The following is a 26,841-nucleotide window of genomic DNA, read 5'->3' on the forward strand; positions in this document are numbered from 1 at the left end:
ACTTGTAAGGCTGTGGCCTTTCTTGTTGAGTGCAGGCTGAAGGACAGAAGAGATCATTCTTTGATTTGTTCCGTCATTCACGGTTCTGATATGCGGGTCGCCCCGGTTTTGGGCCGGGAAGATCCGTTTTAAATAAAGAAACCTTATTGGCAGGTTCGCATGAATGCGACTTGCGGCGAATGCAGTTTTTTCAATGAATTATTATACTTATAAAGAGCGGCGGCTTTTCGTTTTGGAAAGCCGCCGTTGTTTTATCAAGGATATTGGGCACCGGTGACGGTGAGATAGACCGCATAAAGCGACTTCGTTGCTGTGATGAACAGCCGATTGCGACGCGGACCGCCGAAAGTCACATTGGCGACAGTTTGCGGCGTCCTGATCTTGCCGAGTAGTGTCCCTTCCGGCGAAAAGCAGTGCACGCCATCACCAGCACTGGTCCATAGATTACCATCCGTATCGAAACGAAAGCCATCCGGCAGGCCCATGTCGATGGTGCAAAAAACCGTGCCGCCCGTCAGGCGCTTACCGCCATCCACAACGTCGAAGACGCGGATGTGACGGGGCGCATCCTCATTGTGGCTATAGGCGCTGTCGGCGACGTAGAGTTTTGTTTCGTCCGGTGAAAAGGCGAGACCATTCGGCTGGTGGAAGTCAGTTATGACCGCATCGATATTGCCGGTCTTCGGGTCGAGGCGATAGACATTGCGCGACGGCTGTTCCGGGTCGGCCTTATAGCCTTCGTAATCGGCCATGATGCCGTAGGTCGGATCGGTGAACCAGATCGTTCCATCCGAGCGCACGATGACGTCGTTAGGCGCATTGAGCTTCTTGCCCTGATAGCTGTCCGCCAGCACAGTGATGCTGCCATCTGGTTCCGTGCGGGTGACGCGGCGACCGCCATGCTCGCAGGTGACGAGGCGTCCTTCACGATCACGGGTGTTGCCGTTGGAGAAATTGGAGGGCTGGCGGAACACTGAAACGCCGCCATCTGGGACCCAGCGCAGGATGCGCTGGTTCGGAATGTCACTCCACAAAAGGCAGTTCTGGTCACCGAACCACACCGGACCTTCCGCCCAGCGGCAGCCGCTATAAAGTTCGTCCAGATCGGCGCTCGGCACGATCATCTGCTTGAAGCGTTCGTCGTGGATTTCGTAAATCGAAACAGTCTGAGACAAGGGAGATACTCCGAAGATAATTAGCGCTCGGCGCGTCGACCACTGGCGAGGATGATCACCGCAATGATGGTGAGGCCAGTCAGGACAAGACGGACACCGGCGCCGAAGCCGTAGGTGTTGAGCATCGAAACTATGAGGAACATGAAGAGGGCGGCACCCCAAATACCAGGGATGTTGGAATCACCACCTGCAACCGCCGTGCCGCCGATGATGACGACGGCAATCGACATCAAAAGATATTCCGCGCCCATGTTTAGCGCTGCGCCGCCCGAGAAGCAGGCAAGCAGGAAGCCGCATAGCGAAGCGAGCACTGCACAGAGCAGATAGGTTACGAAGCGGGTGCCATCGACCGGAACGCCCGCCATGCGTGCAGCGAAAGGATTCTGGCCAATTGCCGAAATCCAGCGTCCATAGATGCTCTTCTTCAACAGTACCCAGCCAATGACTGACAGGATCAGCGCCACGAGGGCAACATTGGGAACGCCAAACGTGGAGGATGTTGTGAACTGCGCTAGGCTTTCTGGCGGTTTCACGCGCAGGCCGCGATTGCTCCAGATGGCGGTGGACTGGATCAGGAAGCTCATCGACAAGGTGGCGATGATGGGCGGAATGCGTAGAAGCTTGATCAGCGCATAATTGCAGATGCCAATGGCAACACCAACCAGAATGGCAACACCAAGCCCCGCCAGCACCATGCCGTCCTGCGTATCCATGAGCTTGAGCGCCAGTGTTGCGGCGAGCGTCATATTGGCCGGGACCGACAGATCGATATTGCCGGGTCCGAGCGTGATGACGAACATCTGGCCGAGGCCGACAATCACCGAAAAGGACGCGAAAGTGAAAGCTGCGTGGGAGAGCCCGTGCGCGCCAGCACCGCCGGTAAAGAGGATGGTGATGATCCAGACGACGGCAGTGGCGATGAACGACCATATCCACGGACGGTTGGTCAGGATGGTGAGACCGCTCATTGCTTTTTCTCCCTCTTTTCGAGGCGATTGAGGAAGAGGCGCAATGCCAGCACCACGATGAGAATGCCGCCTTGCGCACCGATCTGCCAGTCCGGCGAAATGCGCATGAAGGATAGGAAGGATCCGGCAAGCGTCAGCGTCAGTGCGCCGATGACGGCTCCGATAGGCGATACGCGTCCGCCGACGAATTCACCACCGCCGAGAATAACGCCTGCGATAGACAGAAGCGTATAACGTAACGCGATATTGGCATCGGCTGATGTGGTGAGACCGACGAGTGCTATACCTGCAAGCACTGCGAAGAAGGCCGCCAGTGCATAGGTTCCGGCGCGGATCATGGTCACAGACCAGCCCGCACGTTCTATGGAACGGCTGTTACCGCCCGCGCCACGCATCAGCACGCCGAAGGTCGAGCGCATGACGATGAAATGCGTGACGACCGCGATCAGGATGCTGGCGACAATGGCCATCGGCATGAAAGGCGGCTTGGCGGTCATGATCCAGCGCGCCCAGTCCGGCGCCTGTCCGCCGGGCGAGGGCAGCAGCAGAACGGCAAACCCGCCCCAGACGAAGCTCATGCCAAGCGTGACGACGATGGAAGGCAGATTGCGCAGGTGGATCAGCGCGCCAAGCGCCGCATAAGCTGCAATGGCTGCGGCAAGGATCAGCACTCCGATGACGGGCGCAGTGTTGAGATAGGTTGCGGCAACACAGACCACGAAACTCACGAAGGTGCCCATCGAGAGGTCGAGGTCGTTGACCGCCATGATGAGCATCTGGGCGATGGTCGCTAGCGCAATGGGGACGGCCAGATTGAACAGCAGATTCAGCCCGGTATAGCTCATGGCGCGTGGTTGCATGTAGAAGACGGCGGCAAGCAGCAGAACCAGCGAGAAAACCGGCGTCAGCAGGCGGATGGAGGAAGAGGAAAGGCGCATTATTCGTGACCTCCCTCAAATGATGCTGCAAGCACGTTCTTTTCCGTAATGTCTTCGCCGGTCAGTTCCGCAACGATAGCACCGTCGCGGAAAACATAGACACGGTCGCAAAGTTCGATTTCGTCCATTTCGGTGGAGTACCAGACGAATGTGCGTCCGTTTTCGGCCTCATGGCGCAGGATTTCATAGACTTCCTGCTTGGTGCCGACATCGACGCCACGCATCGGATCGTCCATCAAAATAGTGTTGGCGCTGGTTGCCAGTGCACGGGCGAAAAGCACTTTCTGCTGGTTGCCACCCGACAGTGACAGGATGCGGTTACCCATATCCGGTGTGCGTATCTGGATGCGGTCTTTCCAGTCGCTGCCGAGGACGTCTTCCCGCTTCTGGTCAACCAGCTTTGCCGACGACAGCCGGTCCAGCGAGCCGATGGTGAGATTGTGCAGAATGCTCCACAGCGGGAAGGTGCCGTTGAGGCTGCGGTCGCCCGCAACGAAGGCGATTTCGCAATTGCGAGCCGGAACCCAGTTCGGCCGCCGTGCATAGTAGAGATCGAGCAGCATCCTGGTCTGTCCGTGTCCGGCAAGACCGGCGAGACCAATGACTTCGCCCCTGAATGCCTGAAACGGCTTGATGTCGCTGGCGCGCTTGGCAAAGGACAGAACGGGCGTGCCGCTCATATCGGTCTTTGCAACGCGGCGCGCAGCCTTTTCGCGCTCGACGCTGCCCATGGCTTCGACAAGGCTGCGATTGGTGAAATCGTTTGCGGCGCGGTTGGCGACCACCTTTCCGTCCTTCATCACCACGATGCGGTCGGAGGTTGAGAGGATTTCACCCAACATATGCGAAATCAGGATAACCGCGCCGCCGGTGCTGACGAAACGGCGCACATAGGCCATGAGCTGCGCGGCGATGCCTGCATCAAGCGAAGAGGTCGGCTCATCGAGAATAACCAGTTTTGGCGCAGTGCCGGGCGCGGTAAAGTTGATGGCGATTTCCACCATCTGCCGTTCGGCGATGGAAAGCTCGTCGATGGTGGCACTGCTGTCGATCTTGTGGCCCGGAAAAATCTCGTTGAGCTTTTTGGCAATCAGATCGACCGCCTTGCCGCGCCAGCCAGCGCCCGTCAGGTCGCGCTGCATGATGCGGACATTTTCGGCAATGGTCAGGTTTGGAAGCAGCGACAATTCCTGAAAGACGCAGCGCACGCCGTGCTTGCGCGCCATCGCTACGCCGTATCCTGCTTCCTCATGATAGGAAACGCTGCCTTCATGTGGCGACAACCCGCCATTGATGACATTGACGATGGTGGATTTGCCCGCGCCATTGTGGCCGACCAGCCCGACGCATTCACCTTCGCGGATCACGAGCTCGGCGCCATCCAGTGCTTTCACCGCACCGAACTGCACGCGAATATTGCGCGCGGCGACGACCTCCCGTTTCTCTGCTGTTTCTGTCATACGCTCAACTGATTGCTGGAAATGCTGAAGAATAGACGATGGAAAAGGGCGGGAACGAAACCCGCCCCAATCGCTCGATTATGTGACGTCCGGCTTACTTGGCCGCGGCGATGACCTTCTGCGCGTCTTCCAGCGAATATTCGACATTGGCGACGCCACCCTTCTGGGTGTTGGCCAGATCCTTGTCGAGCGATTCCTGGCTGACGCTGAGGAACGGAACCACGAGGTCCTTCTTCACGTCCTTGCCGTCGAGAATCTGCTGGGCAACCCAGAAAGCAAGCGTTGAAACGCCGGGTGCAATCGAAACCGACATGGTTTCGTAGCCATTGGCGTCCTTCTGTTGCTTCCACCACTGCAGTTCGTCTTCACGGTTGCCCATGATAATGATCGGCGTTTCGCGCTTGGCGGCGGCGAAGGCCTGTGCAGCGCCATAGCCGTCACCGCCTTGCGTCACGACTGCGTCAACTTTCGGCAGGCTTGGGAGGATGCCGGCGACGGCACGCTGTGCGACGTCCGCCGCCCAGTCGCCATTGACGGAGCCGACGATCTTGAATTTCGGATGCTTCTTCACGCCTTCTTCGATACCGGCATGGATATTGTCATCGACCGAAACACCGGCAAGGCCGCGGATTTCAAGCAAGTTGCCGCCATCGGGGAAGCGCTTTGCGAGATAGTCGATCTGGCCTTCGCCCATTGCCTTGAAATCGACCGCGATGCGCCACGCGCAAGGCTCGGTGACGATGCCGTCGAAGGAGACGACGGTGATGCCCGCATCGCAGGCTTCCTTCACGGCACCGTTTAGGGCGGTCGGTGAAGCCGCGTTGATGACGATGGCGTCATAGCCCTGCAGGATCATGTTCTGGATCTGTGCGGCCTGCTCTGTGGCCTGATTTTCAGCCGTCGTGAACGGGTCAGCCGCAGCGACCACACCGGCCTTCACGGCTTCCTTGGTAATCTTGTCCCAGCTTTGCAGCATGGCCTGGCGCCATGAGTTGCCAGCATAATTGTTGGAGAATGCAATCTTCTTCGACGATGTGTCAGCCATCGCGCTGCCAGCGGCGAGAACGCCTGCCAGTGCTGCGGATGCGAAAAGGATTCTTGCGAGTTTCATTCTTTCCTCCCGGTTGCCAGTGTACGACCCGCAGCGCCCCGGCACTTCGGATCGTCTGAATTGATTATGATGCGAGCCTCCCGCACCGCCGCTCCTCAACGGCACCAGTCTGCACCTGACGCGATTTTACGCTCTTGTCTTGCGGGCAATTTTCTGGTGAAGCGAGGATGAAAGAAGACAAGCCTTCTGTGAAGGCCGAATGAAGCAACTGTCTTGCGGGTTCCCGCAGCAAAATTGCGGGAACCCGCAAGACGCGCCGAGGATGTGACGGCGTATTATAGTGCTTCAGGAGCAATTTGCGTTTGGAGGAGAAACGCTTGGCCGAACTCGTGCCCCAGAGGTTGCTCGACCACTATCTGAATATTTCCAGATTGCTGGCGGGACAACTCGACTTCGATTCCATTATTCAGGCGGTGGCGGCGGAAATCACGCATATCGTGCCCTATGATCATCTGGACGTTTGCATTAAGATGGTCGATGGCAAGTTCCACATCGCCTATGAGAGCGGCATATCGACGGCCTGGAGCCGTAATCCTCCCGCCCTGTTGTCGGGCAGTCCCATTCGAACAGTGCTCTCCGGCGAAGTCGACCATCTTCTGACCGACGATGCGCGCACCGATCAGCGTTTTCACTTTGAAGGTTCCTTTTCCAGTCCGATCATCGAGCATGATCTGAAAGGCCGCCTGCATGTGCCCTTGAAGGCGCAGGGCGATATTATCGGCGCGCTCAGCTGCTCCAGTCTCGCGCCCGCCTGCTACACCATGCGGGACGTGGAAAACGCCCAGTCGATTGCTGATCTCCTTGCACCATACTTTTTTGCGATCCGCGCGGCGGAACAGGCCAAGCGTTCCGCTATCGTGGAAACGGAAGCGCGCGCTCGCGAGGAAGGCTTGCGTTTCGGCGCGTTGAAGCTGACCGAAGCACTGGAGACAGAGCGCCATCGCATCGGTATGGATTTGCATGACCAGACGCTGGCCGACCTGACACGCCTTGCGCGTCATGTGGAGCGGCTTACCCATGCACCGGACCTCTCGGGCGAGCAGCTTGAACCGCTGTTTCGCGGGCTGCAGCATTGCATGCACGATCTCAGGCAAATCATTGAAGAAGCTAAGCCTTCGATTCTTCAGCTGTTCGGTTTTGTGCAAGCGACGGAAAACCATCTTGACCGTTCGGTGCGCGACAGTGGATCGTCTATCGAATGGACGCTGGACGACCGCAGCGACGGCATGGCCGATCGGCTGGAGGAAACGGTTGCGACTTCGCTGTTCCGCATCGTGCAGGAAGCGATCAACAATACGATCCGCCATGCTCATGCCAGCCGGTTGCAGGTTACGTTTCGCGACAAGGGCGGTCGCCTGCACGTCGAAGTCGCTGACAATGGCATCGGCATGGATCGCCAGGTGCAACGTTCCAGTGACGGGCATGGCGTCGGACATGGGATCGACAATATGCGCACGCGCGCGCGGTTGATTTCTGCAAGTTTTGCTATCAGGAAAAATGGGGAAGGCGGTGGCACCAGCGTGACGATCCATCTGCCTGTGGAAATGTGCCGGGAGACGGGAGGGTAAAATGCATGTTCTGATCGTGGAAGATGATCCATTGCATCGCGCCTATCTTGGCGAGGCTGTGCGTGCGGCATTGCCTGAATGCAGCGATGTGCTGGAAGCCGACAACGGCTCGGCAGGTGAGAAGCTGGCCCGTCAGCACCGCGCAGCCCATATTGTCATGGACCTGCAGATGAGCGGGCGCAATGGTATTGAGGCCGCCCGCACCATCTGGAAGGAGAATCCTGAAACGCGCATCCTGTTCTGGTCGAACTATGCCGACGAAGCCTATGTGCGCGGTGTGTCGCGCATCGTGCCGGAAGGGGCGGCTTATGGCTACGTGCTAAAATCGGCGTCCGACGATAAGCTGCGGCTGGCATTGCGCAGCATCTTTGTCGAAGCACAATGCGTCATCGACCGCGAGGTGCGCGGCCTGCAGCAAAAGAGCCTCGGTCATGCCAGCGGTTTCAGCGAAAGTGAGTATGAAATTCTGGTCGATATTGCGCTGGGGCTTACGGATCGCGTTATTGCGCGCCGCCGCAATCTGTCGCTGAGAAGCGTCCAGAACAGATTGCAGCAACTCTATGAAAAACTTGGCGTTTATCAGGAGAAAGGCGAGCCGGAGGAAGGGCGTTTCAACCTCCGGGCTCGTGCCGTGACGGTAGCGCTTTTGCGCAAACTACTGAATTACAGTGCGCTGGAACGCGCAGAAATCGAACTGAACGAATGGCTTAGCCGACAGCTGCCTTCAAACGGCTCTGTGCGAGATTGAGGCCGAGTTCCGACGCACGGGCGATGACCGGAGCGAAGCGACGCCGCTTCTTTTCGTCATGGTTGGAAGCAATGTCTGCGATGCGATGCTTGAGGAAAGGGTTGAGAAACCGCTCTCGCACCGAAGCCACGTAAGCTTCGGCCTGTTCGCCAAGGCCGTCCGCAGCAAATACCGGCAGGACTTCCTCGCGCCATACCGCTTCCAGTTCATTCCGGATCGTTTCGTCCTGCATGGCTTCCAGTACGATCTCGTCTTTCGGACGGCTGCCCTTGAGCCATTGTTCCGCGATGAATGTGTGGCCAAGGTTGAGCAAGTAGAGTTTCAAATGCTCATAGCGCGCAAGATCGTCGGTGACGACGATATCTTCGTGTTCGCAAGGAAGCGTCAGGCCATCGGCCTTCTCGATTGCCCAGAGCGCATAGGGCTCGGCGATGGCGCCGATTGGCTCGATAGGTTCGGAAACGATGCGGTCGACAAGGCTGTTGGCAAAAATGCATCGGGTTTCGAGCCATTGCACGAAACCGTCCGGCAGTTTCCAGTTATGGGCAAGATCGATGAGGATCGAGTGCAACCTGTCGCCATTGCGCGAGATCAGCTCGCAGGGAAACAGCGACAATGGCGCATCGGGATTGTGCTGCCAGCGGTGATGTAGAAGCACCAGAAGTTTGGCTGGAAAACTCTTCGGCAAAGCATCCGGGTTCGCAAGAAGCGAGCTGTCATCGCTTCTGTCGAGTTCGTAGCCCTTGTCGCCGGTGTTGGAGAGGATCACATCGACGCTGGCACCGAGGTCGAGAATCGCCGCCCAGTCGTGATGTGCGGAATAGGCAGCGGTAACGCCCTTCGCCTGATGTTCCGTCTCGGATGGCTTGCTGTCGACAAGCCCACGGATCATCACAGGATAGCCGTTGCTTTCGTTCAAAGCCGCGATGCGCTGGCTGCTCTGCGGGTTTGAAGTCGTCTGCACGACGGCAATTGTCCCAATGGCTTTGCCCTTGGAAAGCGCCTCTGAAACAAAGAAATCGACATGAGCCAACAGAAAACGGCTGGTGCCGAACTGCAGGATCGCTGGCTTCTCGTGCATGACCTTCTCCCATAAATCAGTGGTTTTAACTAAGCGATGCAGGGTAAATTGGTCAAGCCAGTAGGATTCTTTATCGAACGATTGGTTCGGTTCCACATGATGAAATGCGCGATTTGCCGCAATTAATCGGGTTTTTAAGCATATTGCGCTTCTGTCCGGTTGGAAATATGGTAAGGCCAATTCGAGGAGAGGCGGATTTGGGAGCGCTATGAGCGATTTTACGGCAACTGCGGAACCGCGCAGGCTTTATCAGCAGATTGCAGACCGGGTGAGAAGCCTTATCCAGGACGGCCAGTTTCCTGCTGGCAGTAGGCTACCGGCTGAACGCGAGCTGGCGCAGCAACTTGGCGTGTCGCGGCCTTCGCTGCGCGAGGCGCTTATTGCACTCGAAATCGCCGGTAATGTCGAAATCCGCATGGGGTCCGGCATCTATGTCACGGCAGAGTCGGAAAAGCGTTCGCTTTTACATGGCGCTTCCATCGGCGAGAGCCCGCTAGAAATCATGCAGGCGCGCGAAATGGTCGAAGGCAGCGTGGTCGTCACGGCTTGTGCGCGCATGACGCCTGAAAGGCTTGCCGAGTTGCGCGCAACGATTGACGCAATGAAGGTGAATGTCGATGCCGGGCGAAAGGCGATTGAGCTCGACAGGCAGTTTCATCTGCTCATTGCCGAACAATCGGGCAATTCCGTGCTGGTGCGCATCGTGCGCGACCTTTTTGACGAGCGGCATAGTCCGCTGACGTCGCATATCAGGACGCGCTTCGAGGACAACGATACATGGGCTCTGGCTTTGGCCGAGCATGAAGCCATCTATGCGGCGCTGGAAGCGAGGGATCCGCTTCAGGCGCAGGCTGCCATGCGAACGCATCTGGACCGGTCCAAGCAGCGTTGGATGGATAATGAACCCAGCGAGTAGTTAGCCGGGACGATTTGGGAGTGAGGTCAGACAAATGAATGAATCCGTTGATACAGCGGTTGCGCCGGTTATTCTGCTGCATCCGTCGGATGATGTTGCCGTTGCGCGCATTTCGGTTCGCGCCGGTGATCCGATCGGCCTTGACGGGATCAGGGCCAGCGAACTGATCGGTCGCGGGCATAAGGTTGCCATTCGTGATATTCCGGAAGGCAAGGAAGTCCTGAAATACGGTCAGGTGATCGGCGTTGCGACGAAGGATATCGCTCAGGGCGAGCATGTGCATTTGCAGAATCTCGCCATGCTGCCCTCCGAACACGAGCATCAGTTCTCCATCGATATTGAAGAGCGCGGTATGCTGCCCGAGGCGGAGCGTCGTCATTTCATGGGCTATGACCGGGGTGCTGGCGGTGTCGGCACGCGCAATTTCATTGGGGTGATTTCGTCGGTCAATTGCTCGGCCACGGTGTCGCGTTACATCGCCGATTATTTCAACCGCATGGGCGGTCTCGATGGTTTCGACAATGTCGATGGCGTCGTGGCGCTGACACATGGCAGCGGCTGTGCGCTCAACACCAAGTCGGAAGGCTATCGCCTGTTGACGCGCACTATTCAGGGCTATGCCAAGCACCCGAATTTCGGCGGCATCCTGCTGATCGGGCTTGGCTGCGAAACCAACCAGATCGCGCCGATCCTCGAACATTACCGCATGGAAGAAGGCTCGCGCCTGCGCACCATGACGATCCAGCAGCATGGCGGCACGCGTAAGACCATCGATCATGCGATCGCCGAGATCAAGGAAATGCTGCCGCTGGTCAATTCGGCGGTGCGCACCAAACAGCCTCTGTCGAAGTTGAAAGTAGCGCTGGAATGCGGCGGCTCGGATGGCTATTCCGGCATTTCGGCCAATCCGGCATTGGGCTATGCCTCGGACCTTATCGTGCGCAATGGCGGCACGACCGTTCTTTCGGAAACGCCGGAAATTTATGGTGCCGAACATCTTTTGACCCGTCGCGCAGTAACGCCTGCGGTCGCTGAAAAGCTGTTGCAGCGCATCGACTGGTGGCGTGATTACACGGCGCGCAATGGCGACGAACTCAACAACAATCCATCGCATGGCAACAAGCTCGGCGGGCTGACCACCATTCTGGAAAAATCGCTCGGTGCAGTTGCCAAGGGTGGTTCCATGCCGCTCAAGGCCGTCTATGAGTTTGCCGAAACCGTCACGGAACAGGGTTTCACTTTCATGGATACGCCGGGTTACGATCCCGTCGCGGTGACTGGACAGGTGGCCGGTGGCTGCAACGTGATCTGCTTCACCACTGGCCGTGGTTCGGTTTCCGGTTTCAAACCTTCGCCTTGCATCAAGATTGCCACGAATTCCGAAATGTACGAGCACATGAAGGAAGACATGGACATCAATTGCGGCGGTATCGTCACCGGCGACGAGACCATCGAACAGTCCGGCATCCGCATCTTCGAACATATCATCGCGGTCGCATCCGGCGAGAAGACGTTGAGTGAAGTCTACGACTATGGCGACAACGAATTCGTGCCTTGGCAGGTCGGCGCCGTAACCTGATCCCTTTCTTTAATGACGACTGACAGGAATAATTCGATGGTCAAAGCTCTGCGTATCGAGAGCGAAAACGTCACACGTTTTGCAGAAATCGACGAAGCGCCGTTGCTGGCCGGTCAGGTCCGTGTGCGGGTTCGGCACGTGGGTCTCTGCGGCAGCGATCTGAACACCTTCAAGGGGCTTAATCCGCTGGTGCAGCTGCCCCGCATTCCTGGGCATGAAATCGGCGGCGAGATCATGGAAGCCGGAGAGGGTGTCAGCGCTGCCTATGTCAAAGGCAAGCGGGTTATCGTGCTGCCTTATACGAATTGCGGTGAATGCTCGTCCTGCCGCAAAGGTCGGCTCAATGCGTGCCGTTATAACAAGACGCTCGGCGTGCAGCAAAATGGCGGACTGGCCGACCAGATCGTGTTGCCTGCCGAAAAATTGATCCTCAATGAGACACTGGCGCCCCGCCATCTGGCGCTGGTCGAGCCGCTTTCGGTTGGCTTCCATGCCGTCGAGCGCGGACGTGTTCAGGCAGGTGATACGGTTGCTGTTCTCGGTTGCGGCATGATCGGTATGGGTGTTCTCATCGGCGCGCTGGCGCGCGGTGCCAAGGTCATCGCCATTGATCCAAGTGCCGAAAAGCGCGAACTCGCACTGCAATTCGGCGCAACGCACGCATTGCCGGGCGGTGAGGATGTCGTCGCCAAGGTTCAGGAACTGACCAACGACGACGGCGTGGATGTTGCTTTCGAAGCAGTCGGCCTGCCGATCACCTTCACGCAGGCTGTCGACCTGGCGGGCTTTGCGGGCCGGGTGGTTTATGTCGGCTATTCCAAGGCGCCAGTCACCTATCAGACGCAGTTCTTCAACCTGAAGGAACTCGACATCATGGGATCACGCAATGCGACGCTGACCGATTTCGAGGCCGTCATTGCGCATCTGGAAAAGCTTGGGGCGGATGCCGACAAGCTGATCTCGAAGATATTTCCGTTTGATGAGGCTGAAGCGGCACTCCCTTACTGGGACGGCGACCGTAACGTTTTGAAGATCATCATCGAACGCGACTGAAATCGAAGCAAATGCTCCACGTCGGGAAGGAAGACGTGGGCTGCCACGCATCGATGGAAAATCGATGCGTAAACTGAAGAAATTAGAGCGTCCTTTATGCGTCCAAATTGGACGCATGGCGCTCTAACGGAGGAAACCGGCCCTAAGGCCAATTGTTTAATGACCCCATATGGGAGGACAAAGATGAAGAAACTCGTTACCGGCATGATCGCCGCCAGCATGCTGCTGGCAGGAAGCATGGCTGCCTATGCTGCCAATGTTTCGATCAAGGTTGCCTATGAAAACAACCCCGGCGAGCCTTTCGATGAGGTGATGCATTACTGGAAAGATGATCTTGCCAAGCGCAGCAATGGCGAGATCACGCTCGAACTCTATCCAAGCTCGCAGCTTGGCTCCAAGAAGGACGTGACCGAGCAGGCCATGATGGGGCTCAATGTCGTGACCATTTCCGACGTTGGCTTTCTGGCCGAATATGACCCGGACCTCGGCGTACTCTACGGTCCGTTCCTGACCGATGATCCGGCACAGCTTTTCAAAGTTTATGATGGTCCCTGGTTCAAGGAAAAGAGTGAAGAGCTGAAGAAGAAGGGCATTCACATCGTAATGCCGAACTATCTCTACGGCATTCGTCAGATCATTTCCAAGAAGCCGATCCGTACGCCTGAAGATTTGAAGGGCATGAAGATTCGCGTGCCGAACAACGTCATGCAGATCAAGACTTTCGAAGCCATGGGCGCAACGCCAACCCCGATGCCGCTGGGCGAAACCTTCCCGGCGCTGGCGCAGGGCGTGATTGATGGCGTTGAGAACCCGATCTCGGTTCTTTACGGCCAGAAGTTCCAGGAAGAAGCCAAGTATCTGAGCAAGGTCGGCTATCTGACCAACGTTGCTCTGATTGTCGGCGGCGAAGCCTTCTTCTCCACGCTGCCGGAAGATCAGCTCAAGATGATCCATGAGTCCGCTTACGATGCGGGTCTCTACAGCCAGAAGCTGACGATCGAAAAAGACAATGAAATGATCGAGAAGATGAAGGAAGCCGGTGTCGAGATTATCGATGTCGACCGCGCTCCTTTCAAGGCACTTGCTGAAAAGGTCTACACCCAGTTCCCGGAATGGTCGCCCGGCCTTTATGACAAGATCAAAGCCGAACTGAACTGATCCATCCTTACTCGGATAATGCCGTGTCGCGGTTTGCCGCGGCATGGCTCGATCGTGGAACTCAATCCGATGAAATACTTTGAAAAACTGATCGAATGGCTGGCTGCTGTGCCGCTGTTCATCCTGCTTGCGATGTTCAACATTGCCGTCGTCATGCGTTATTGGATGCATCAGCCATTGCAATGGACCGAGGAAATGGCCGGTCTGTTGATGATCTGGATCGTGATGCTTGGCAGTGTCGCCGCAGAACGCAGCAACCAGCATCTTGCCATTCCGATGCTCGTGGATCTGCTGTCGGAAAAGGTGCGCGATGTCGTCAACGCCATCGTCTCCATCCTGTCGGGACTGTTCCTGCTTTACGTGTCCTATGCCGGTTACAAGCTTTCGGTTGCGGCTCAGTTCAAAGTGACTGACGTGCTGCGGGTCTCCTATTACTGGATCGATATCGCTGTGCCGGTCGGCTTCGTCATTATCGCTCTTTATATGTTTGCAGGCGCATTCAAATCCTTGCGCGCCGCTTTTGCGGGAGGCAAGGCATGAACCTGACAACCATCGTTCTCATCATGCTGGCGCTGATCGCGCTCAATATGCGCCTCTATGTGGCCATTTTGATTGCGGTCTTCACCTATTTCACCTTTTTCAATCAGATGCCGATAGCGATTGCCGTGCAGCGCTTCATCAGCCCGGCACAGAACACGTCGCTGCTTGCCATTCCGTTCTTCATCATGCTTGGTACGGTGATGTCGCATACCGGCATTGCAGAACGTCTGATCAAGGTCGCGGAAATTCTGGTCGGTCGTATGCGCGGCGGCATGGCACTTACCAACATCATGGTTTCCACCCTGATGGGTGGCGTCAGCGCTTCCAATCTGGCCGACAGCGCCATGCTCACCCGCATGATGGTGCCGGAAATGGTCAAGCGTGGCTATGACAAAGCGTTCTCCTGCGCGGTGACGGCAGCTGGCTCGCTGATTACGCCGATCATTCCTCCCGGCATTGCGCTCATCATCTATGGTCTGATTGCGGATGTTTCCATTGGCAAGATGTTCATGGCAGGTGTGCTGCCGGGCATTCTGGGCGCCGTTATCCTGATGATCGCGGCTTATGCGACATCGGTAAAGCGCGGCTACAAGCCAAGCCGTGAAAAGCGGATGAGCGGCGCCGAAGTTGCCTCGACGCTTGCTTCGGCATGGCCTGCGGTGCTGCTGCTGTTCGCGATCATCGGCGGCATCCGCTTGAACATCTTCACCCCGACGGAAGCCGGTGCAGTTGCCGTTACGCTGGTTCTGATAATCGGCTTCGTGATCTATCGCGAAATGCGCGTCTCGCATGTGGTGGATTCGCTGATCGAAACGGCGAAATCGACCGCGTCCGTCATGCTGGTCATCATGGCATCATCGGCGCTCGCATGGGTGTTTTCGCTTGAACAGGCCGGCCAGTCGCTGATGCAGCTGATCTCGTCCTTCACCAGCAATCCTTATGCGTTCCTGCTGGCAGTCAACGTGATCTTGCTGATTCTCGGCGCGCTGATCGAGGGCACGGCCCTGATGATCGTTCTGGTGCCGCTTCTGATGCCGACGGTAAAGGCTCTGGGCATTGATCCTGTGCATTTCGGTATCATCGTGATTATCAACCTGTCGATTGGCACGCTGACACCGCCTGTCGGAACGGTCATGCTGATGGTCTGCAATATTGCGAAGGTGAGGGTGGGAGATTTCACCCGCCAGGCATTCAGCATGTATATGGCGCTGTTCATCCTGCTGGCGCTGGTCACTTACGTGCCGATTATCTCAACCTATCTGGCTCATTAGAGCATTTCCAGCAAAAGTGCGAAGCGGTTTTGCGTCGGATAATACGAAAAAACAAAGAGATAGAGCATTTCCAATGTTTTAATTTAAACCGGAAATGCTCAAAAAAAGCGCGGGAAATTCCCGCGCTTTTTTCGTTTGTTCACCACGGGTTTTCGACACGCGGCCAGATGGCACGGCTGAGCTTGCGGTAATTGGTCGTGCGCGGATTGCTCGGATAGGAGCTGGGCGCCGCGACATAGATAATCTCGGCAGCAATCGGCACGAAGCCTGCGTGGAAATGATTGGTGGATTTGACTACCAGTATATCCTTCTTCATCGGATCGATGCCGATATTGGAGAAGATATCCGGCTCGAATGTCTGCGTCCGGTTGGTGTTGAGAATGATATCGGTCTCGGTGCCTTCTAGGCGCACGACTGCCGAGGCCCCCAGCGTCACGCGGCTTGGGCCAAAACTCTGCCAGCCTTCGGCAAGGGTTTTCATGACTGTCACACGCGCATCGATGGGTTCGCCACCAAGCGGACCGGACTTGCCGCCGAAACGAAGATCGATCACCGCGCCTTCGCCTGCCGCATGACAGAAGGTCACTGCGATGGGGTCCCAGATCGTAGCAATGCCTATATTGTCGATGCCGCGTTCGATCAGGCGGCGAAGGACATAGGTTCCGTCGCCTGCAACCCCGCCGCCGGGATTGTCCCATACATCGGCGATCACCGCAGGTTTGGCGGGATTGGCTGCATGGGCAGCCAGCGCCCGGTCGATGCCCTGATCGGTGTCGAACATGGTCATCAATGTCTGCTCGCGCATCGCAATCAGTTCACGCCCGAGTTTTTCGGCAAGTGCTGCCCCCTTTGCCGGATCGTTGTCTGTGACGACGAGAATACGGGTTCCCATTTCCGGCACATCGGCAGCCATGAAGCCATGAATGACGGAGATCGACAGAATTCCGTCTTTGCCGTGCATCGCCTTGATGCGGTCGACGAAGGAGCGCATCGGTTCCTTGCTTGTGGGAAAAACACTGATCATATGGCAGTCGAATGTGGATATGACCGGCTTGATGTGACCTTTCAGGGCGTCCAGCGCAAGATCGACCACATGCTCGCCGCGCTCATAAAAATCCGTGTGAGGAAATTCGAGGAACGACGCGAAAATATTGAGGTTTTCGACACGCTTCGGCGTCAGATGGCTATGCGGATCGAATTCGCTGGCAACCAGAATATCCGGCCCGACAATGGCGCGCACGCGTTCCAGAAGATCCCCCTCGCAATCGTCGTAACCTTGAGCGACCATGGCGCCATGCAGGCCGAGCACGACTGCATCAACGGGCATTGCGGCTTTCAGCTGGTCAAGGATTTCATCGCGCAATTCCTCGAACGTCTGCCGCTGCAACAATCCGCCCGGTTCCGCCCAGGTGGCAGTGCCTTCGATGACGGTCAGCCCTTCCGCTGCCGCACGCTTGCGCAATGCGACAATGGGCGAAGAGCAAAGCGTCGGCGTTTCCGGATGCTTGCCCGGCGCGGCATAAAAAGCCATCTCGAACGAGGCCCTGTCGGTTGGAACCGGCGAGAACGTGTTGGTTTCTGTCGCAAGCGATGCGGTGAAAATGCGCATGGAAATACTCTGTGCGGGGAGGTGACGTGCTAATTTTGTGGTGCGTAGGCGATGGCTTCGACTTCGATCTTGATGTCGATCATCAGGCGGGATTCAACCGTGGTGCGCGCGGGAGGCTCTTTTGGAAAATAGGTGCCGTAAACGGCATTCATCCGCCCGAAATCCCGAGCATCTTCCAGCCATATGGTGGTTTTGACCACGTCTTCCATTGTGGCGCCTGCAAGCGCAAGTGCGGCCTTGACGTTTTCGAGGACCTGTTTTGTCTGGGCTTCGATGCCGCCTTCAACAATTTGGCCGTTTGGTCCGACCGGTACCTGACCCGAAATATAGACTGTGTCGCCTGCGCGAACGGCGGGGGAAAGTGGCACATGTGATGCGCCGAAGACCTGTTTTCTGGACATGATTTTCTCCGGTTATTTGACTGCTCCAAGGGCCAGTCCCTTGATGAGATAGCGCTGGAGCCAGATGAAAAGGATGGCGACCGGCAGTGTTGCAAGAAAGGTGGCTGCCATGACGTAGTGCCATTCGACCGTGTAGCGCCCCGCGACGAGCGAGAAGACCTGAATGGGCAGGGTGTAGCTTTCCTGCCTGCGCAGCATGGTCAGCGCCACGACAAATTCGTTCCATGCATTGATGAAGGTGAAGATTGCCGTGACGGCAATGGCGGGCAGGCAGAGCGGCAGAAACACTTTTATCAGTGTCTTGCCGCGCCCGGCGCCTTCCATCCACGAAGCTTCTTCCAGATCGCGCGGTATGGTGTCGAAATAGCTTTGCAGCATCCACACGGTGAAGGCGATGTTGAAGGCCATATAGACCGCGCCGACCGCGGAGACACTTTCAATCAATCCATAGGCGGCGAGCAGCCGGAAAAGGCCCAGCACCAGAACGATGGGCGAGATCATCTGCGAAATCAGCAGGAATTGCCGGAATGCACCGTGGCCTGCAAAGCGGAAGCGCGACATGGCATAGGCGGCAGGAATGGAAACAATGATGGCACCGACGGAAGCAATAACCGAAACGTAAAGCGAGTTCAGAAGCGCTTGCCCGAATTTGGTCTGAACCCACATTTCCGAAAAATTCTGCCAGCGGAAGCTGCTTGGCCACCATGTTGGAGATAGGACCTCCTGTGGAGGCTTGACGGCGGTGAAAAACATCACCGCGAAGGGAAACAGTGTCAGCACGATAAGCGGCGACAGAACGGCCCAGGCAATGATTGTGCGTTTCAGCTTCGAGCCGGTCATGCGCGTTCTCCCCGCATTGCGAGGCGGATATAGATCGCCGTGAAGACGAGGAGTATTGCCAGCATGATAAGCGATACGGCGGAGGCTTCTCCCAGCTTTCCGAGGCGGAAAGCCAGCTTGTAGAGATGCGTTACCAGAATATCGGTGGAGTTTGCCGGTCCACCCTGCGTCATGACCCAGATGATCGGGAATGAATTGAAGACATAGATCGTATTGAGCACGATGGCGATGTTGACGAAGGGCTTGAGCAGCGGAAACGTGATTTCGCGAAACTGCTGCCACAGGCTAGCGCCTTCGAGAGACGACGCTTCATAAAGATCCTCCGGGATGGATGACAGTCCGCCGAGAAATATGGTGGTCGTGAACGGCACGGTGACCAGAATGCCGACCAGTATTTGCATTGGAAAGGCGGTGGCCGCGCTCGCCAGCCATTGAATATTGCTGTCGATGATACCGAGATTGCGCAGTGCGGAATTGAGCATTCCGCTTTCGCCATTGAGCGCCCAGCGCCAGACAATGGCTGTCATGGTGAGCGAAACTGCCCACGGCAGCATGACGATGACCCGCGCTACCGAACGGCCATAGAAATCCATGTTGAGGATGATGGCGACCGGAATGGAGACGATAAGTGCCCCGCCAACCACGGCGACGGTCCAGAGTGCGGTGCGCCAGAGTGCATTCAGAAAATCGGGTGTTGCGAAAAGTGCAGTAAAATTTGCGCCGTCGTTGAAATCGCGTAGCTGCCCGAAGCGGTTTACGTCATGGCTGGCAATTTCAACGAGATGCACCACGGGCCAGAAGATCACCACCGCAGCCAGAAGCAGGCTCGGCAGGATCAGGAGATAGGGCAGGGTGCGGCTTTGCATTGGCAATCAAAATCCCTGAAAAGAAAAAAAGCCCGGCAGAGCGAGGGCACTGCCGGGCAGGCGGGGAGTGTTACTTCTTCAGGATTGCATCCGCCTTGGCGGCGGCGTCCTTCAGCACGGCATCAGGTTCGCCCTTGCCGAGATAGATGCTCTGCATGGCGTTGGACGTGATGTCGGCAATTTCTTCCCAGCCCGGAATGATCGGTGCAAAGCGGGCATCCGGCAGAAGCGCGGTGAAGGCGGCAAGATCGGCATTATTGACGTAATAATCCATCTTCGCTTCTTCCTTGTTGACCGGAAGGAAACCTTCACCCTGCGTGAACTTGGCGCGCCATTCAGTCTGGAACAGGAAGTCGAGCACCTTCCAGGCTTCCTCCTTGTTCTTGGAATTCTGGAACATGATGACGGAATCGGTCACGCCATAAGTGCCACGCGCGCCTGTCGGTCCGGCAGGAATGGCTGCAACGCCATATTTGAGGTTTGGCGCTTCTTCCTTGATCTGATTGGAAAGAAAGGGCGCGGTAATCATCATGCCGACCTTGCCCTGCTTGAAGAGGTTCTGAACGTCTTCACGGGCATAGGAGGTGACGCCAGGCTGGGTCAGGCCATCATCGATCAGCGACTTGTAAAGCTTTGCGGCTTCAAGTGCACCGGGTGTGCTGAGGCCCGACGTGCCGTCCTTGTTGAGAATTTCTGTCCCATAGGACCACATGCCGTAATAGTAATAAACGTCGGTCTCGATTTCCTTGCCCTGTAGGCCGAAACCGTAATTCTCTCCGCCAAGTGCCTTGATCTTGGTGGCGGCGGCTCTCAGCTCGTCCCAGGTTGCGGGCGGGTTTTCGACGCCTGCCTTGGCCAGCAGATCCTTGTTGTAATACATAGCGCGGGCAGAGGCTGCGATCGGCAGGCCGTAAGTCTTGCCCTCAAGGATGGACGGAGACAGGAAAGTCTCGATGAACCGGCCCTTGAACTCGTCGTTCATGTAACCGTCGAGCGGTTCGGCGATGCCCTGTTGCACGAAATCGATCAACCAGCGTGTGCCGATGATCGAAAGGTCTGCGTTGGTGCCTGCTGAAATGTCGGTGGTCAGTTTCTGCAGAAGTACATCCCATGGAACCACTTCAAAGTTGAGCGTGATGCCGGGATTGGCAGCTTCAAATGCCTTCTTGACCTCTTCGAAGTAGGGGCCGGTCTTGGAGCTGTACTCCGCGACGGTCATGCGCACTTCGCCTGCATTCGCAACCGATGACAGCGCCAGAACGCTCAATCCGGCCAGCAGGCCGGCCTTCCATTTATTGATAGACATCTTCCCGTTCCCTTGTTTTGCCCCGCATTGGTGCGGAGACGATCTATTTTTGTTATTTTCTTACATTATCGGCTTAATCTGCACTTTCAAGCGAAAAGTTTTGTTGCAAACTTACATTTTGACTTTTACGCTGGTGGGAATAAACAGGTGCAGAAAGCTGCCGCATAAAAGGGGAATAGCGTGGAGCAAGCAGGCGAATTTACCGGAAAGTCGGTGCTGGTTACCGGAGCCGGTGGCGGTGTTGGAAGAGCGCTGGTCAAGCTGTTCTCTGAACGCGGCGCCCGCGTGATCGGTTGCGATACGACACTGGAGGCAATGACCGGCGATGATTTTCATGTGCGTCATGCCTTTGATCTGCTTGATCGCGACGGGCTGGAGCTGGCTGCAAAGCGGATAATAGCGGAATCGGGCCTGCCCGATATTGTCATCAACAATGCGGGCTGGACCCGTGCCGAGACCTTCGATGGGCTGGATCAGGGCAACATCGACGCTGAGATCGATCTCAACCTGACTGCGGTTGCCGGATTTTCAAATGTCATGGCGCAGGCCATGGCAGCGCGAGGACAAGGCGTTTTCGTCTTCATTTCCTCGGTCAACGGTCTCCTGCATTTCGGAAACCCGGCTTATGCGGCTGCCAAAGCCGGAATCAATGCCTTTGCGCGTGGTATTGCGGTTGAGTTCGGAAGGAAGGGCGTGCGTGCCAACGTCGTCTGTCCGGGGTCGATAAGAACACCCGCATGGGATCATCGTATCGCACAGGATGCGAGCGTGCTGGAGCGCCTACAGCGCTTTTATCCGCTGGGGCGCATCGTTGACACGCGTGAAGTGGCGGAAACGGTAGCATTTCTGGCCTCTGACCGCGCATCGGGGATTACCGGCGCGATCCTTCCGGTCGATGCCGGGCTGACTGCGGGCTGCCGTCCTTTCATCGAAGATATTCTCGGAGGGAACTGACCGATGAAAGAGGTTTCTCTGCGCGGCATCACCAAGACTTTCGGACAATTAACGGTCCTCGACCATGTCGACCTCGATATTCAAAGTGGAGAGTTTCTCGTACTGGTTGGCCCTTCCGGCTGCGGAAAATCCACGCTTTTGCGGATGGTGGCCGGGCTTGAACCCATTTCCGGTGGTGACCTTCTGATTGGTGGGGAACGGGCTAACGAGTTGCCACCGCAAAAGCGCAATATTGCGATGGTGTTTCAATCCTATGCGCTGTTTCCGCATATGACGGCGCGTGAAAACATCGGCTTTGGTCCGCGCATTCGCGGCGAGAAGTCAGAAGAAACGGCCGCGAAGGTCGACAGGGCGGCGTCCATCCTCAATCTCCATTCCTATCTTGATCGCTACCCACGCCAGCTTTCAGGCGGGCAGCGCCAGCGCGTCGCCATGGGGCGCGCCATTGTTCGCGAACCGTCGGTATTTCTGTTTGATGAGCCGCTTTCCAATCTGGATGCGCAATTGCGCGTGCAGATGCGCACGGAAATCAAGGCGCTACATCAGCGGCTGAAGTCGACGGTGATCTATGTCACCCATGACCAGATTGAGGCCATGACCATGGCCGACCGGATTGTGGTCATGAATCAGGGTAAGATTCAACAGATCGGTGCACCGCTGGATCTTTACGATCGTCCTGCCAACAAGTTTGTCGCGGGCTTTATCGGCTCGCCGTCGATGAGTTTCATTCCGGGAACTGTGTCAGACGGAGTATTCCGTACCGGAGAGGGCGAGGAAATCGCTGTTGGCGCGGGATCATCCGAAATCCGGCAGGTGGAAGCAGGCATTCGACCGGAAAATTTTACGGTCGCGCCGGATGGCAAGGGGCTGAAACTCACCGTCGAGGTGATCGAGCCGACTGGTCCGGAAACGCATATTTATGGCCGGATTGCAGGACAGCCTATACGAGCTGTGTTTCGCGAGCGCATACGTCTTGCGCCCGGCGAGCAAGTGCCTGTAACTGCGAAGAGCGAACACATACATCTTTTCGACAAGGATAGCGGTCTCCCGCTTTGAATTTCCGATGAGCAAGGTTGCCGACATCATCACGCGGCTGCATGTCGTGGCGCAGGACGGATCGAAATCCGACCGGAGGCTGGCTGCACTCGTGCTGGCCGATCCCGATTATGCTTCCAAGGCGGCAATCTCGGAAATTGCGGCCAGAGCAGGTGTCAGCGAACCCACGGTGACACGTTTTTGCCGGGCACTTGGCTGTGACGGGGTTCGTGACTTCAAGTTCTTTCTGGCGCAGGCCTTGGCCATCGGCGGGCAGTATCTGACGGCTGAAATCCCCGCGCGGGATGTGCGTGAAAGCCGCATAGCGACGGCTGTGACCGATGCGGCAGTTGCTGCTATCCAGCGCGCCAGCGACGGGCTCGACATGGGCGTGTTGATGAAAGTGGCCGAACGGCTTGCCGCCGGTGGCCCTGTGCTATGTCTCGGGTCTGGCGGCATCTCGTCCATGCTGGCAACAGAAATGCAGAACCGCTTGTTCCGGCTCGGTATTCCGGTCAGCGCACAGGTTGATGGGCAATTACAGCGCATGTATGCCGCCGTCACCACGCATGAAACAACGGTAATCGCTTTCTCCGTCTCCGGCTTTGCGCGTTCGGTGGTGGAGGCCGTGCTGGTTGCGCGGCAATATGGAGCGCAGACGGTAGCGATCACGCCTGCCGGTTCCGATCTCGCCAAGGCGGCGGATGTGCTCATTCCATATCAGGCCAATGAAGACGGCAATATCTACAAGCCGACATCGTCACGCTTCGCGCTGCTGGCCATTCTCGACATGATCGCCACGGCGACAGCAGAAGCGCGTGGCCCGAAGGTGCTGGAAAGCCTGCGCCGCATCAAGCATAGCCTCAATACGCTCACCATAGACGATCCGCGCTTGCCGCTGGGAGACTGATCCATGACCAGACCGAAAACCGTTCACGAGGTGGATACACCTGCGATCCTCATCGATATTGATCGCGTGAAGGCGAACATCGCCAAGGCGCAGGCCCATGCGGATGCGGTGGGGGTTAAACTGCGCCCGCATATCAAGACGCATAAGCTGCCGCTCTTCGCCAAAATGCAGGTGGAAGCGGGCGCGACCGGGATCACCTGCCAGAAGCTAGGCGAGGCAGAAGTCATGGCCGATGCCGGGCTGACGAACATTTTCCTGCCCTACAATATTCTCGGACAGGAAAAGCTTGATCGCCTTCATACGCTGCATCAACGCATCACCCTGTCTGTAACGGTCGATAATCGAACCTCCCTTGCAGGACTGGCGGCGCGTTTCACTGATGAAAAGCATCCGTTGAAAGTGCTTGTCGAATGCGACACGGGCATGGGGCGCTGTGGCGTGCAGACGCCAGCCGAAGCCCTGGAGCTGGCACGCATTATAGACCAGAGCGCAGGACTGCGTTTCGGTGGTCTGATGACCTATCCCGCAGCGGGTAAGCCGGACGAGGCTGAACAATGGCTTTATTCGGCCCGTGAGTTGCTGGAGGCGAATGGCCTTCCCTGCGAGACGATTTCAAGCGGCGGCACGCCCGATATGTGGCGCAAACCCAGCGACAGCGTCGTCACCGAATATCGCCCCGGCACCTATATCTATTTCGATCGTTATCAGGTCGAAAAGGCCGCGGCGACAGTGGATGACTGCGCCTTGACGGTGCTTTCAACGGTCGTCAGCCATCCAACATCAGAACGAGCGATCATTGATGCCGGGTCCAAGGCACTATCCAGCGATACGCTGGGACTGAGCGACTTTGGTGAAGTGATGGGCCGTCCCGATGCCCGTGTGATCGGCCTGAGTGAGGAGCACGGCAAGCTGGTTGGTGATGTCGCGGGTCTGAAGGTTGGTGAGCGGCTCCGAATTATTCCCGACCACGTCTGCGTCGTTTCCAATCTCTTTGATGAAGTTCATCTTGTTTCGGGCGAGGATGTCGTCGATATCCTGCCGGTCGCCGCACGTGGAAAATTAAGATAATCAGGAGGATAGCATGAAGGGTGCGGCCAATCCGTTTGCTGGCGACAAGGATCGCGAGCAGATTTGGGAGATGCTTGTACGGCGCGATATCGAGGCCTTCGTATCGCAGGACTGGTCATTGGTGGCCGATGATTTCGATGAGGTGCGCTTCCTTGGCATTCATGCGCACAATGATCGCGATCCTGACAATTGGGACGCCGGTTTTCCGACGCTCGCAAGTTATCGCGATGAATGGCTGCGACAGGCAGCGGAGAGTGCAGCGGTGGAATATGCCGAATCTCTGGCGGACGGTATCTTTCGTGCGACCAACCTGAGTGTGATCGATATTACCGGCGACGTCGCTCTCGCACGGAAAAAATTCGATGGAACGATCGCCAGAAAGGACGGAACAATCGATCGCCTCAACTGGCAGACGCTTTATTTTTGTCGTCGCGACGGGGCACGCTGGAAGATCACCGGCTTTGTCGGATATATGGCTTATCGTTGAAGAAACAGGCCTTTGAAACAGGTCTATCACGGCGCGGATTGCTCAATCCGCGTCGTCTTTATGTATAGACTAGATAATTCCGAGCGACAGTATAATCACACTATTTTTCTGTAATTATAGTCATTTTTATCCCGAATTGTACTAATTCGGACGATGTCGCAGCTGATAGCATATTTGTCGCAGGGTGTTCCGGTAATTGACTGGATCGGGACTACTATTGTGTTCAAGCTGGTCGATTGCCTCCTGCTTTAGGCAGTGTCGAACAGCCCTCGAAATGCGTCGTGCAACCCTTCAAAAAAATCATTCAAGGGGACGGTTGCTGGACGGATCATTCAGATGAATTCACGGCTGTGGGTGGACATGTCGGGAAATGACCTATATAGAATCAAGCAATCTATCGATAATCATTCCATGCGGACCGTTTGCGGAACGCAGATCGCGTGTGGGCACTTTGCGCTGGAATGAAGTTCTATCAATGTTAAAAAGGAGATTAAGTCCGCCAGCACAGCGGGGTTAAACTTAATGCATGGTATTTTATACAAGGAAGAAAGTATGAAGTCGCCGGCTGAGACGAAAATAAGCTTGAAGAGAGTTTTTAAAGTCTTCGGCGATGACCCGGAGCGTGCAATGCAAGAATTGCGCGCAGGTAAATCAAAAACCCAGATTCACAGCGAACTTGGCGCAACAATCGGCGTCGATGATGCGACCTTCGACATCTATGAAGGCGAAGTATTCGTTATTATGGGCCTCTCCGGCTCGGGCAAATCCACGCTTCTGCGTCTGCTCAATCGCTTGATCGAACCGACTGCCGGTTCCATCGAAGTGGACGGCCGCGATATCGTCAAAATGACGAAGCGCGAGCTGATCGATCTTCGTCGTCGCGACATGAGCATGGTGTTCCAGTCTTTTGCGCTCCTGCCCAATCGTTCGGTTCTGAACAATGCGTCGTTCGGTCTCGAAGTGGCCGGAATGGGTGAGGCTGAACGTCACCAGAAGGCACTGAAAGCACTCGCTGCTGTTGGTCTTGAACCATATGCCCACAGTATGCCGGATCAGCTTTCCGGCGGTATGAAGCAGCGTGTCGGACTGGCGCGCGCGCTGGCAAGCGAGCCGACCATTCTTCTGATGGACGAGGCATTTTCTGCCCTTGATCCGCTGATCCGCACCGAAATGCAGGATGAACTCAAGCGGCTGCAGGCTGAACATAGCCGGACGATCATTTTCGTGAGCCATGATCTGGACGAAGCCATGCGTATCGGTGACCGTATCTGCATCATGCAGCACGGCAAGGTCGTCCAGGTGGGAACGCCGAACGAAATCGTGTCCGCACCGGCCAACGATTATGTTCGTTCCTTCTTCCGCAATGTCGACGTGTCCCGCGTATTCAAAGCCGCTGATGTGGCTCGCGACGACGAGCTGATCGTGTTTGAACCCGAACAGCTGGCGACGGCGCTCGAGCGTTTCGACGCGAGCGGCAAGACGTTCGGCGTGTTGATCGATGCCGACCGCACATATCGCGGCATGGTCAGTCGTGATGCGCTGGCAAAGGGTGCTGTCGCGCAGGATGGCGAGAGACTGGATAGCGTCTCTGCTATCGAAGCCGAAGCGCCGCTTGCCGGATTGCTGACACAGGTGGCGGAAAGCCCTTGGCCGGTCCCGGTCACTGACCGCCAGAACCGTTATGTCGGTGCTATCAGCAAATCGGCCTTGCTTGAAACGCTTGGTCGCGCGGGCTGAGACCTGCGCGCCAACGGCCTTTTGCCTGATGAAGGCAGAATTGGTCCAATCCAGAAGAAATA

General features: G+C 56.6%; 25 protein-coding genes. 14 read left to right on the forward strand and 11 right to left on the reverse strand.

Going from position 1 to position 26,841, the window contains the following annotated elements; all coding sequences use genetic code 11:
- Positions 1–254: 254 nt before the first annotated feature.
- From ABDF71_RS23070 to ABDF71_RS23090, 5 genes are all read right to left on the reverse strand, one after another.
- Complete coding sequence (locus tag ABDF71_RS23070) at positions 255–1,124, reverse strand: SMP-30/gluconolactonase/LRE family protein (protein WP_151663304.1); 870 nt, start codon at positions 1,122–1,124, stop codon at positions 255–257.
- 71 nt (positions 1,125–1,195) lie between these two features.
- On the reverse strand, positions 1,196–2,143 hold the full coding sequence (locus ABDF71_RS23075) for an ABC transporter permease (RefSeq protein WP_151663226.1): 948 nt from the start codon (positions 2,141–2,143) through the stop codon (positions 1,196–1,198).
- Positions 2,140–3,081, reverse strand: a complete 942-nt coding sequence (locus tag ABDF71_RS23080; protein ID WP_010659096.1) for an ABC transporter permease — start codon at positions 3,079–3,081, stop codon at positions 2,140–2,142. The genes ABDF71_RS23075 and ABDF71_RS23080 overlap by 4 nt, the downstream gene beginning before the upstream one ends.
- Positions 3,081–4,541 (reverse strand): ATP-binding cassette domain-containing protein, encoded by a 1,461-nt coding sequence (locus ABDF71_RS23085; protein WP_258124139.1) that lies wholly within the window; start codon positions 4,539–4,541, stop codon positions 3,081–3,083. The genes ABDF71_RS23080 and ABDF71_RS23085 overlap by 1 nt, the downstream gene beginning before the upstream one ends.
- A gap of 94 nt (positions 4,542–4,635) precedes the next feature.
- The gene (locus ABDF71_RS23090) at positions 4,636–5,652 is read right to left on the reverse strand and encodes an ABC transporter substrate-binding protein (protein WP_029926968.1); all 1,017 of its coding nucleotides are present in this window, start codon (positions 5,650–5,652) and stop codon (positions 4,636–4,638) included.
- A 317-nt stretch (positions 5,653–5,969) separates the two neighbouring features.
- On the opposite strand from ABDF71_RS23090, the gene ABDF71_RS23095 reads away from it, so the two are divergent.
- Together ABDF71_RS23095 and ABDF71_RS23100 are read left to right on the forward strand one after the other, a co-directional pair.
- Positions 5,970–7,220, forward strand: a complete 1,251-nt coding sequence (locus tag ABDF71_RS23095; RefSeq protein ID WP_151663224.1) for a GAF domain-containing sensor histidine kinase — start codon at positions 5,970–5,972, stop codon at positions 7,218–7,220.
- A 1-nt stretch (position 7,221) separates the two neighbouring features.
- Positions 7,222–7,968 carry a response regulator transcription factor gene (locus ABDF71_RS23100; protein ID WP_010659092.1) on the forward strand — a complete coding sequence of 249 codons (747 nt, stop codon included), beginning with the start codon at positions 7,222–7,224 and terminating at the stop codon, positions 7,966–7,968.
- On the opposite strand, the gene ABDF71_RS23105 is transcribed toward ABDF71_RS23100, so the two are convergent.
- Positions 7,928–9,049 (reverse strand): mannitol dehydrogenase family protein, encoded by a 1,122-nt coding sequence (locus ABDF71_RS23105; protein WP_151664825.1) that lies wholly within the window; start codon positions 9,047–9,049, stop codon positions 7,928–7,930. The genes ABDF71_RS23100 and ABDF71_RS23105 overlap by 41 nt on opposite strands.
- Before the next feature lie 208 nt (positions 9,050–9,257).
- Here ABDF71_RS23105 and ABDF71_RS23110 point away from each other — a divergent pair, with 208 nt between their 5' ends.
- The 6 genes from ABDF71_RS23110 (at position 9,258) to ABDF71_RS23135 (ending at position 15,566) form a co-directional block, all read left to right on the forward strand.
- Complete coding sequence (locus ABDF71_RS23110; RefSeq protein WP_010659090.1) at positions 9,258–9,965, forward strand: FadR/GntR family transcriptional regulator; 708 nt, start codon at positions 9,258–9,260, stop codon at positions 9,963–9,965.
- 34 nt (positions 9,966–9,999) lie between these two features.
- Complete coding sequence (locus ABDF71_RS23115; protein WP_036587493.1) at positions 10,000–11,544, forward strand: UxaA family hydrolase; 1,545 nt, start codon at positions 10,000–10,002, stop codon at positions 11,542–11,544.
- A 36-nt stretch (positions 11,545–11,580) separates the two neighbouring features.
- The gene (locus ABDF71_RS23120; protein WP_151663222.1) at positions 11,581–12,597 is read left to right on the forward strand and encodes a zinc-binding alcohol dehydrogenase family protein; all 1,017 of its coding nucleotides are present in this window, start codon (positions 11,581–11,583) and stop codon (positions 12,595–12,597) included.
- Positions 12,598–12,780: 183 nt separating this feature from the next.
- Positions 12,781–13,755 (forward strand): C4-dicarboxylate TRAP transporter substrate-binding protein, encoded by a 975-nt coding sequence (locus tag ABDF71_RS23125; RefSeq protein ID WP_012093254.1) that lies wholly within the window; start codon positions 12,781–12,783, stop codon positions 13,753–13,755.
- 69 nt (positions 13,756–13,824) lie between these two features.
- Positions 13,825–14,295 carry a TRAP transporter small permease gene (locus tag ABDF71_RS23130; RefSeq protein ID WP_181152405.1) on the forward strand — a complete coding sequence of 157 codons (471 nt, stop codon included), beginning with the start codon at positions 13,825–13,827 and terminating at the stop codon, positions 14,293–14,295.
- Positions 14,292–15,566, forward strand: coding sequence for a TRAP transporter large permease (locus ABDF71_RS23135; RefSeq protein WP_029926981.1), 1,275 nt, complete (start codon positions 14,292–14,294; stop codon positions 15,564–15,566). Before ABDF71_RS23130 ends, ABDF71_RS23135 begins: the two co-directional genes overlap by 4 nt.
- Before the next feature lie 139 nt (positions 15,567–15,705).
- Here ABDF71_RS23135 and ABDF71_RS23140 read toward each other — a convergent pair whose 3' ends face one another.
- From ABDF71_RS23140 to ABDF71_RS23160, 5 genes are all read right to left on the reverse strand, one after another.
- Entirely contained in the window at positions 15,706–17,175 is a 1,470-nt protein-coding gene (locus ABDF71_RS23140; protein WP_151663221.1) for a M81 family metallopeptidase, read from the reverse strand.
- A 29-nt stretch (positions 17,176–17,204) separates the two neighbouring features.
- The gene (locus ABDF71_RS23145) at positions 17,205–17,576 is read right to left on the reverse strand and encodes a RidA family protein (protein WP_036587486.1); all 372 of its coding nucleotides are present in this window, start codon (positions 17,574–17,576) and stop codon (positions 17,205–17,207) included.
- 12 nt (positions 17,577–17,588) lie between these two features.
- A complete protein-coding gene (locus ABDF71_RS23150; RefSeq protein ID WP_010659082.1) occupies positions 17,589–18,416 on the reverse strand; it encodes a carbohydrate ABC transporter permease in 828 nt (275 codons plus the stop codon).
- Positions 18,413–19,282 carry a carbohydrate ABC transporter permease gene (locus tag ABDF71_RS23155; protein WP_012093248.1) on the reverse strand — a complete coding sequence of 290 codons (870 nt, stop codon included), beginning with the start codon at positions 19,280–19,282 and terminating at the stop codon, positions 18,413–18,415. Before ABDF71_RS23155 ends, ABDF71_RS23150 begins: the two co-directional genes overlap by 4 nt.
- A 70-nt stretch (positions 19,283–19,352) precedes the next feature.
- Positions 19,353–20,588 carry an ABC transporter substrate-binding protein gene (locus ABDF71_RS23160; protein WP_029926988.1) on the reverse strand — a complete coding sequence of 412 codons (1,236 nt, stop codon included), beginning with the start codon at positions 20,586–20,588 and terminating at the stop codon, positions 19,353–19,355.
- A 180-nt stretch (positions 20,589–20,768) separates the two neighbouring features.
- Here ABDF71_RS23160 and ABDF71_RS23165 point away from each other — a divergent pair, with 180 nt between their 5' ends.
- The 6 genes from ABDF71_RS23165 (at position 20,769) to proV (ending at position 26,779) form a co-directional block, all read left to right on the forward strand.
- Positions 20,769–21,542, forward strand: a complete 774-nt coding sequence (locus ABDF71_RS23165; protein WP_151663219.1) for an SDR family oxidoreductase — start codon at positions 20,769–20,771, stop codon at positions 21,540–21,542.
- 3 nt (positions 21,543–21,545) lie between these two features.
- The gene (locus tag ABDF71_RS23170) at positions 21,546–22,598 is read left to right on the forward strand and encodes an ABC transporter ATP-binding protein (RefSeq protein ID WP_029926991.1); all 1,053 of its coding nucleotides are present in this window, start codon (positions 21,546–21,548) and stop codon (positions 22,596–22,598) included.
- 7 nt (positions 22,599–22,605) lie between these two features.
- Positions 22,606–23,487: a MurR/RpiR family transcriptional regulator gene (locus ABDF71_RS23175; RefSeq protein ID WP_010659077.1), complete on the forward strand. Its 882-nt coding sequence runs from the start codon at positions 22,606–22,608 to the stop codon at positions 23,485–23,487.
- A 3-nt stretch (positions 23,488–23,490) separates the two neighbouring features.
- Positions 23,491–24,555, forward strand: coding sequence for a D-TA family PLP-dependent enzyme (locus ABDF71_RS23180; RefSeq protein ID WP_036587479.1), 1,065 nt, complete (start codon positions 23,491–23,493; stop codon positions 24,553–24,555).
- A 13-nt stretch (positions 24,556–24,568) separates the two neighbouring features.
- The gene (locus ABDF71_RS23185; protein ID WP_010659075.1) at positions 24,569–25,042 is read left to right on the forward strand and encodes a hypothetical protein; all 474 of its coding nucleotides are present in this window, start codon (positions 24,569–24,571) and stop codon (positions 25,040–25,042) included.
- A 552-nt stretch (positions 25,043–25,594) separates the two neighbouring features.
- Positions 25,595–26,779, forward strand: coding sequence for a glycine betaine/L-proline ABC transporter ATP-binding protein ProV (gene proV, locus ABDF71_RS23190; RefSeq protein ID WP_151663218.1), 1,185 nt, complete (start codon positions 25,595–25,597; stop codon positions 26,777–26,779).
- The last annotated feature ends 62 nt before the right edge of the window (positions 26,780–26,841 follow it).

Source organism: Ochrobactrum sp. WV_118_8 (genome assembly GCF_039631535.1).
Classification (GTDB): Bacteria; Pseudomonadota; Alphaproteobacteria; order Rhizobiales; family Rhizobiaceae; genus Brucella; species Brucella anthropi.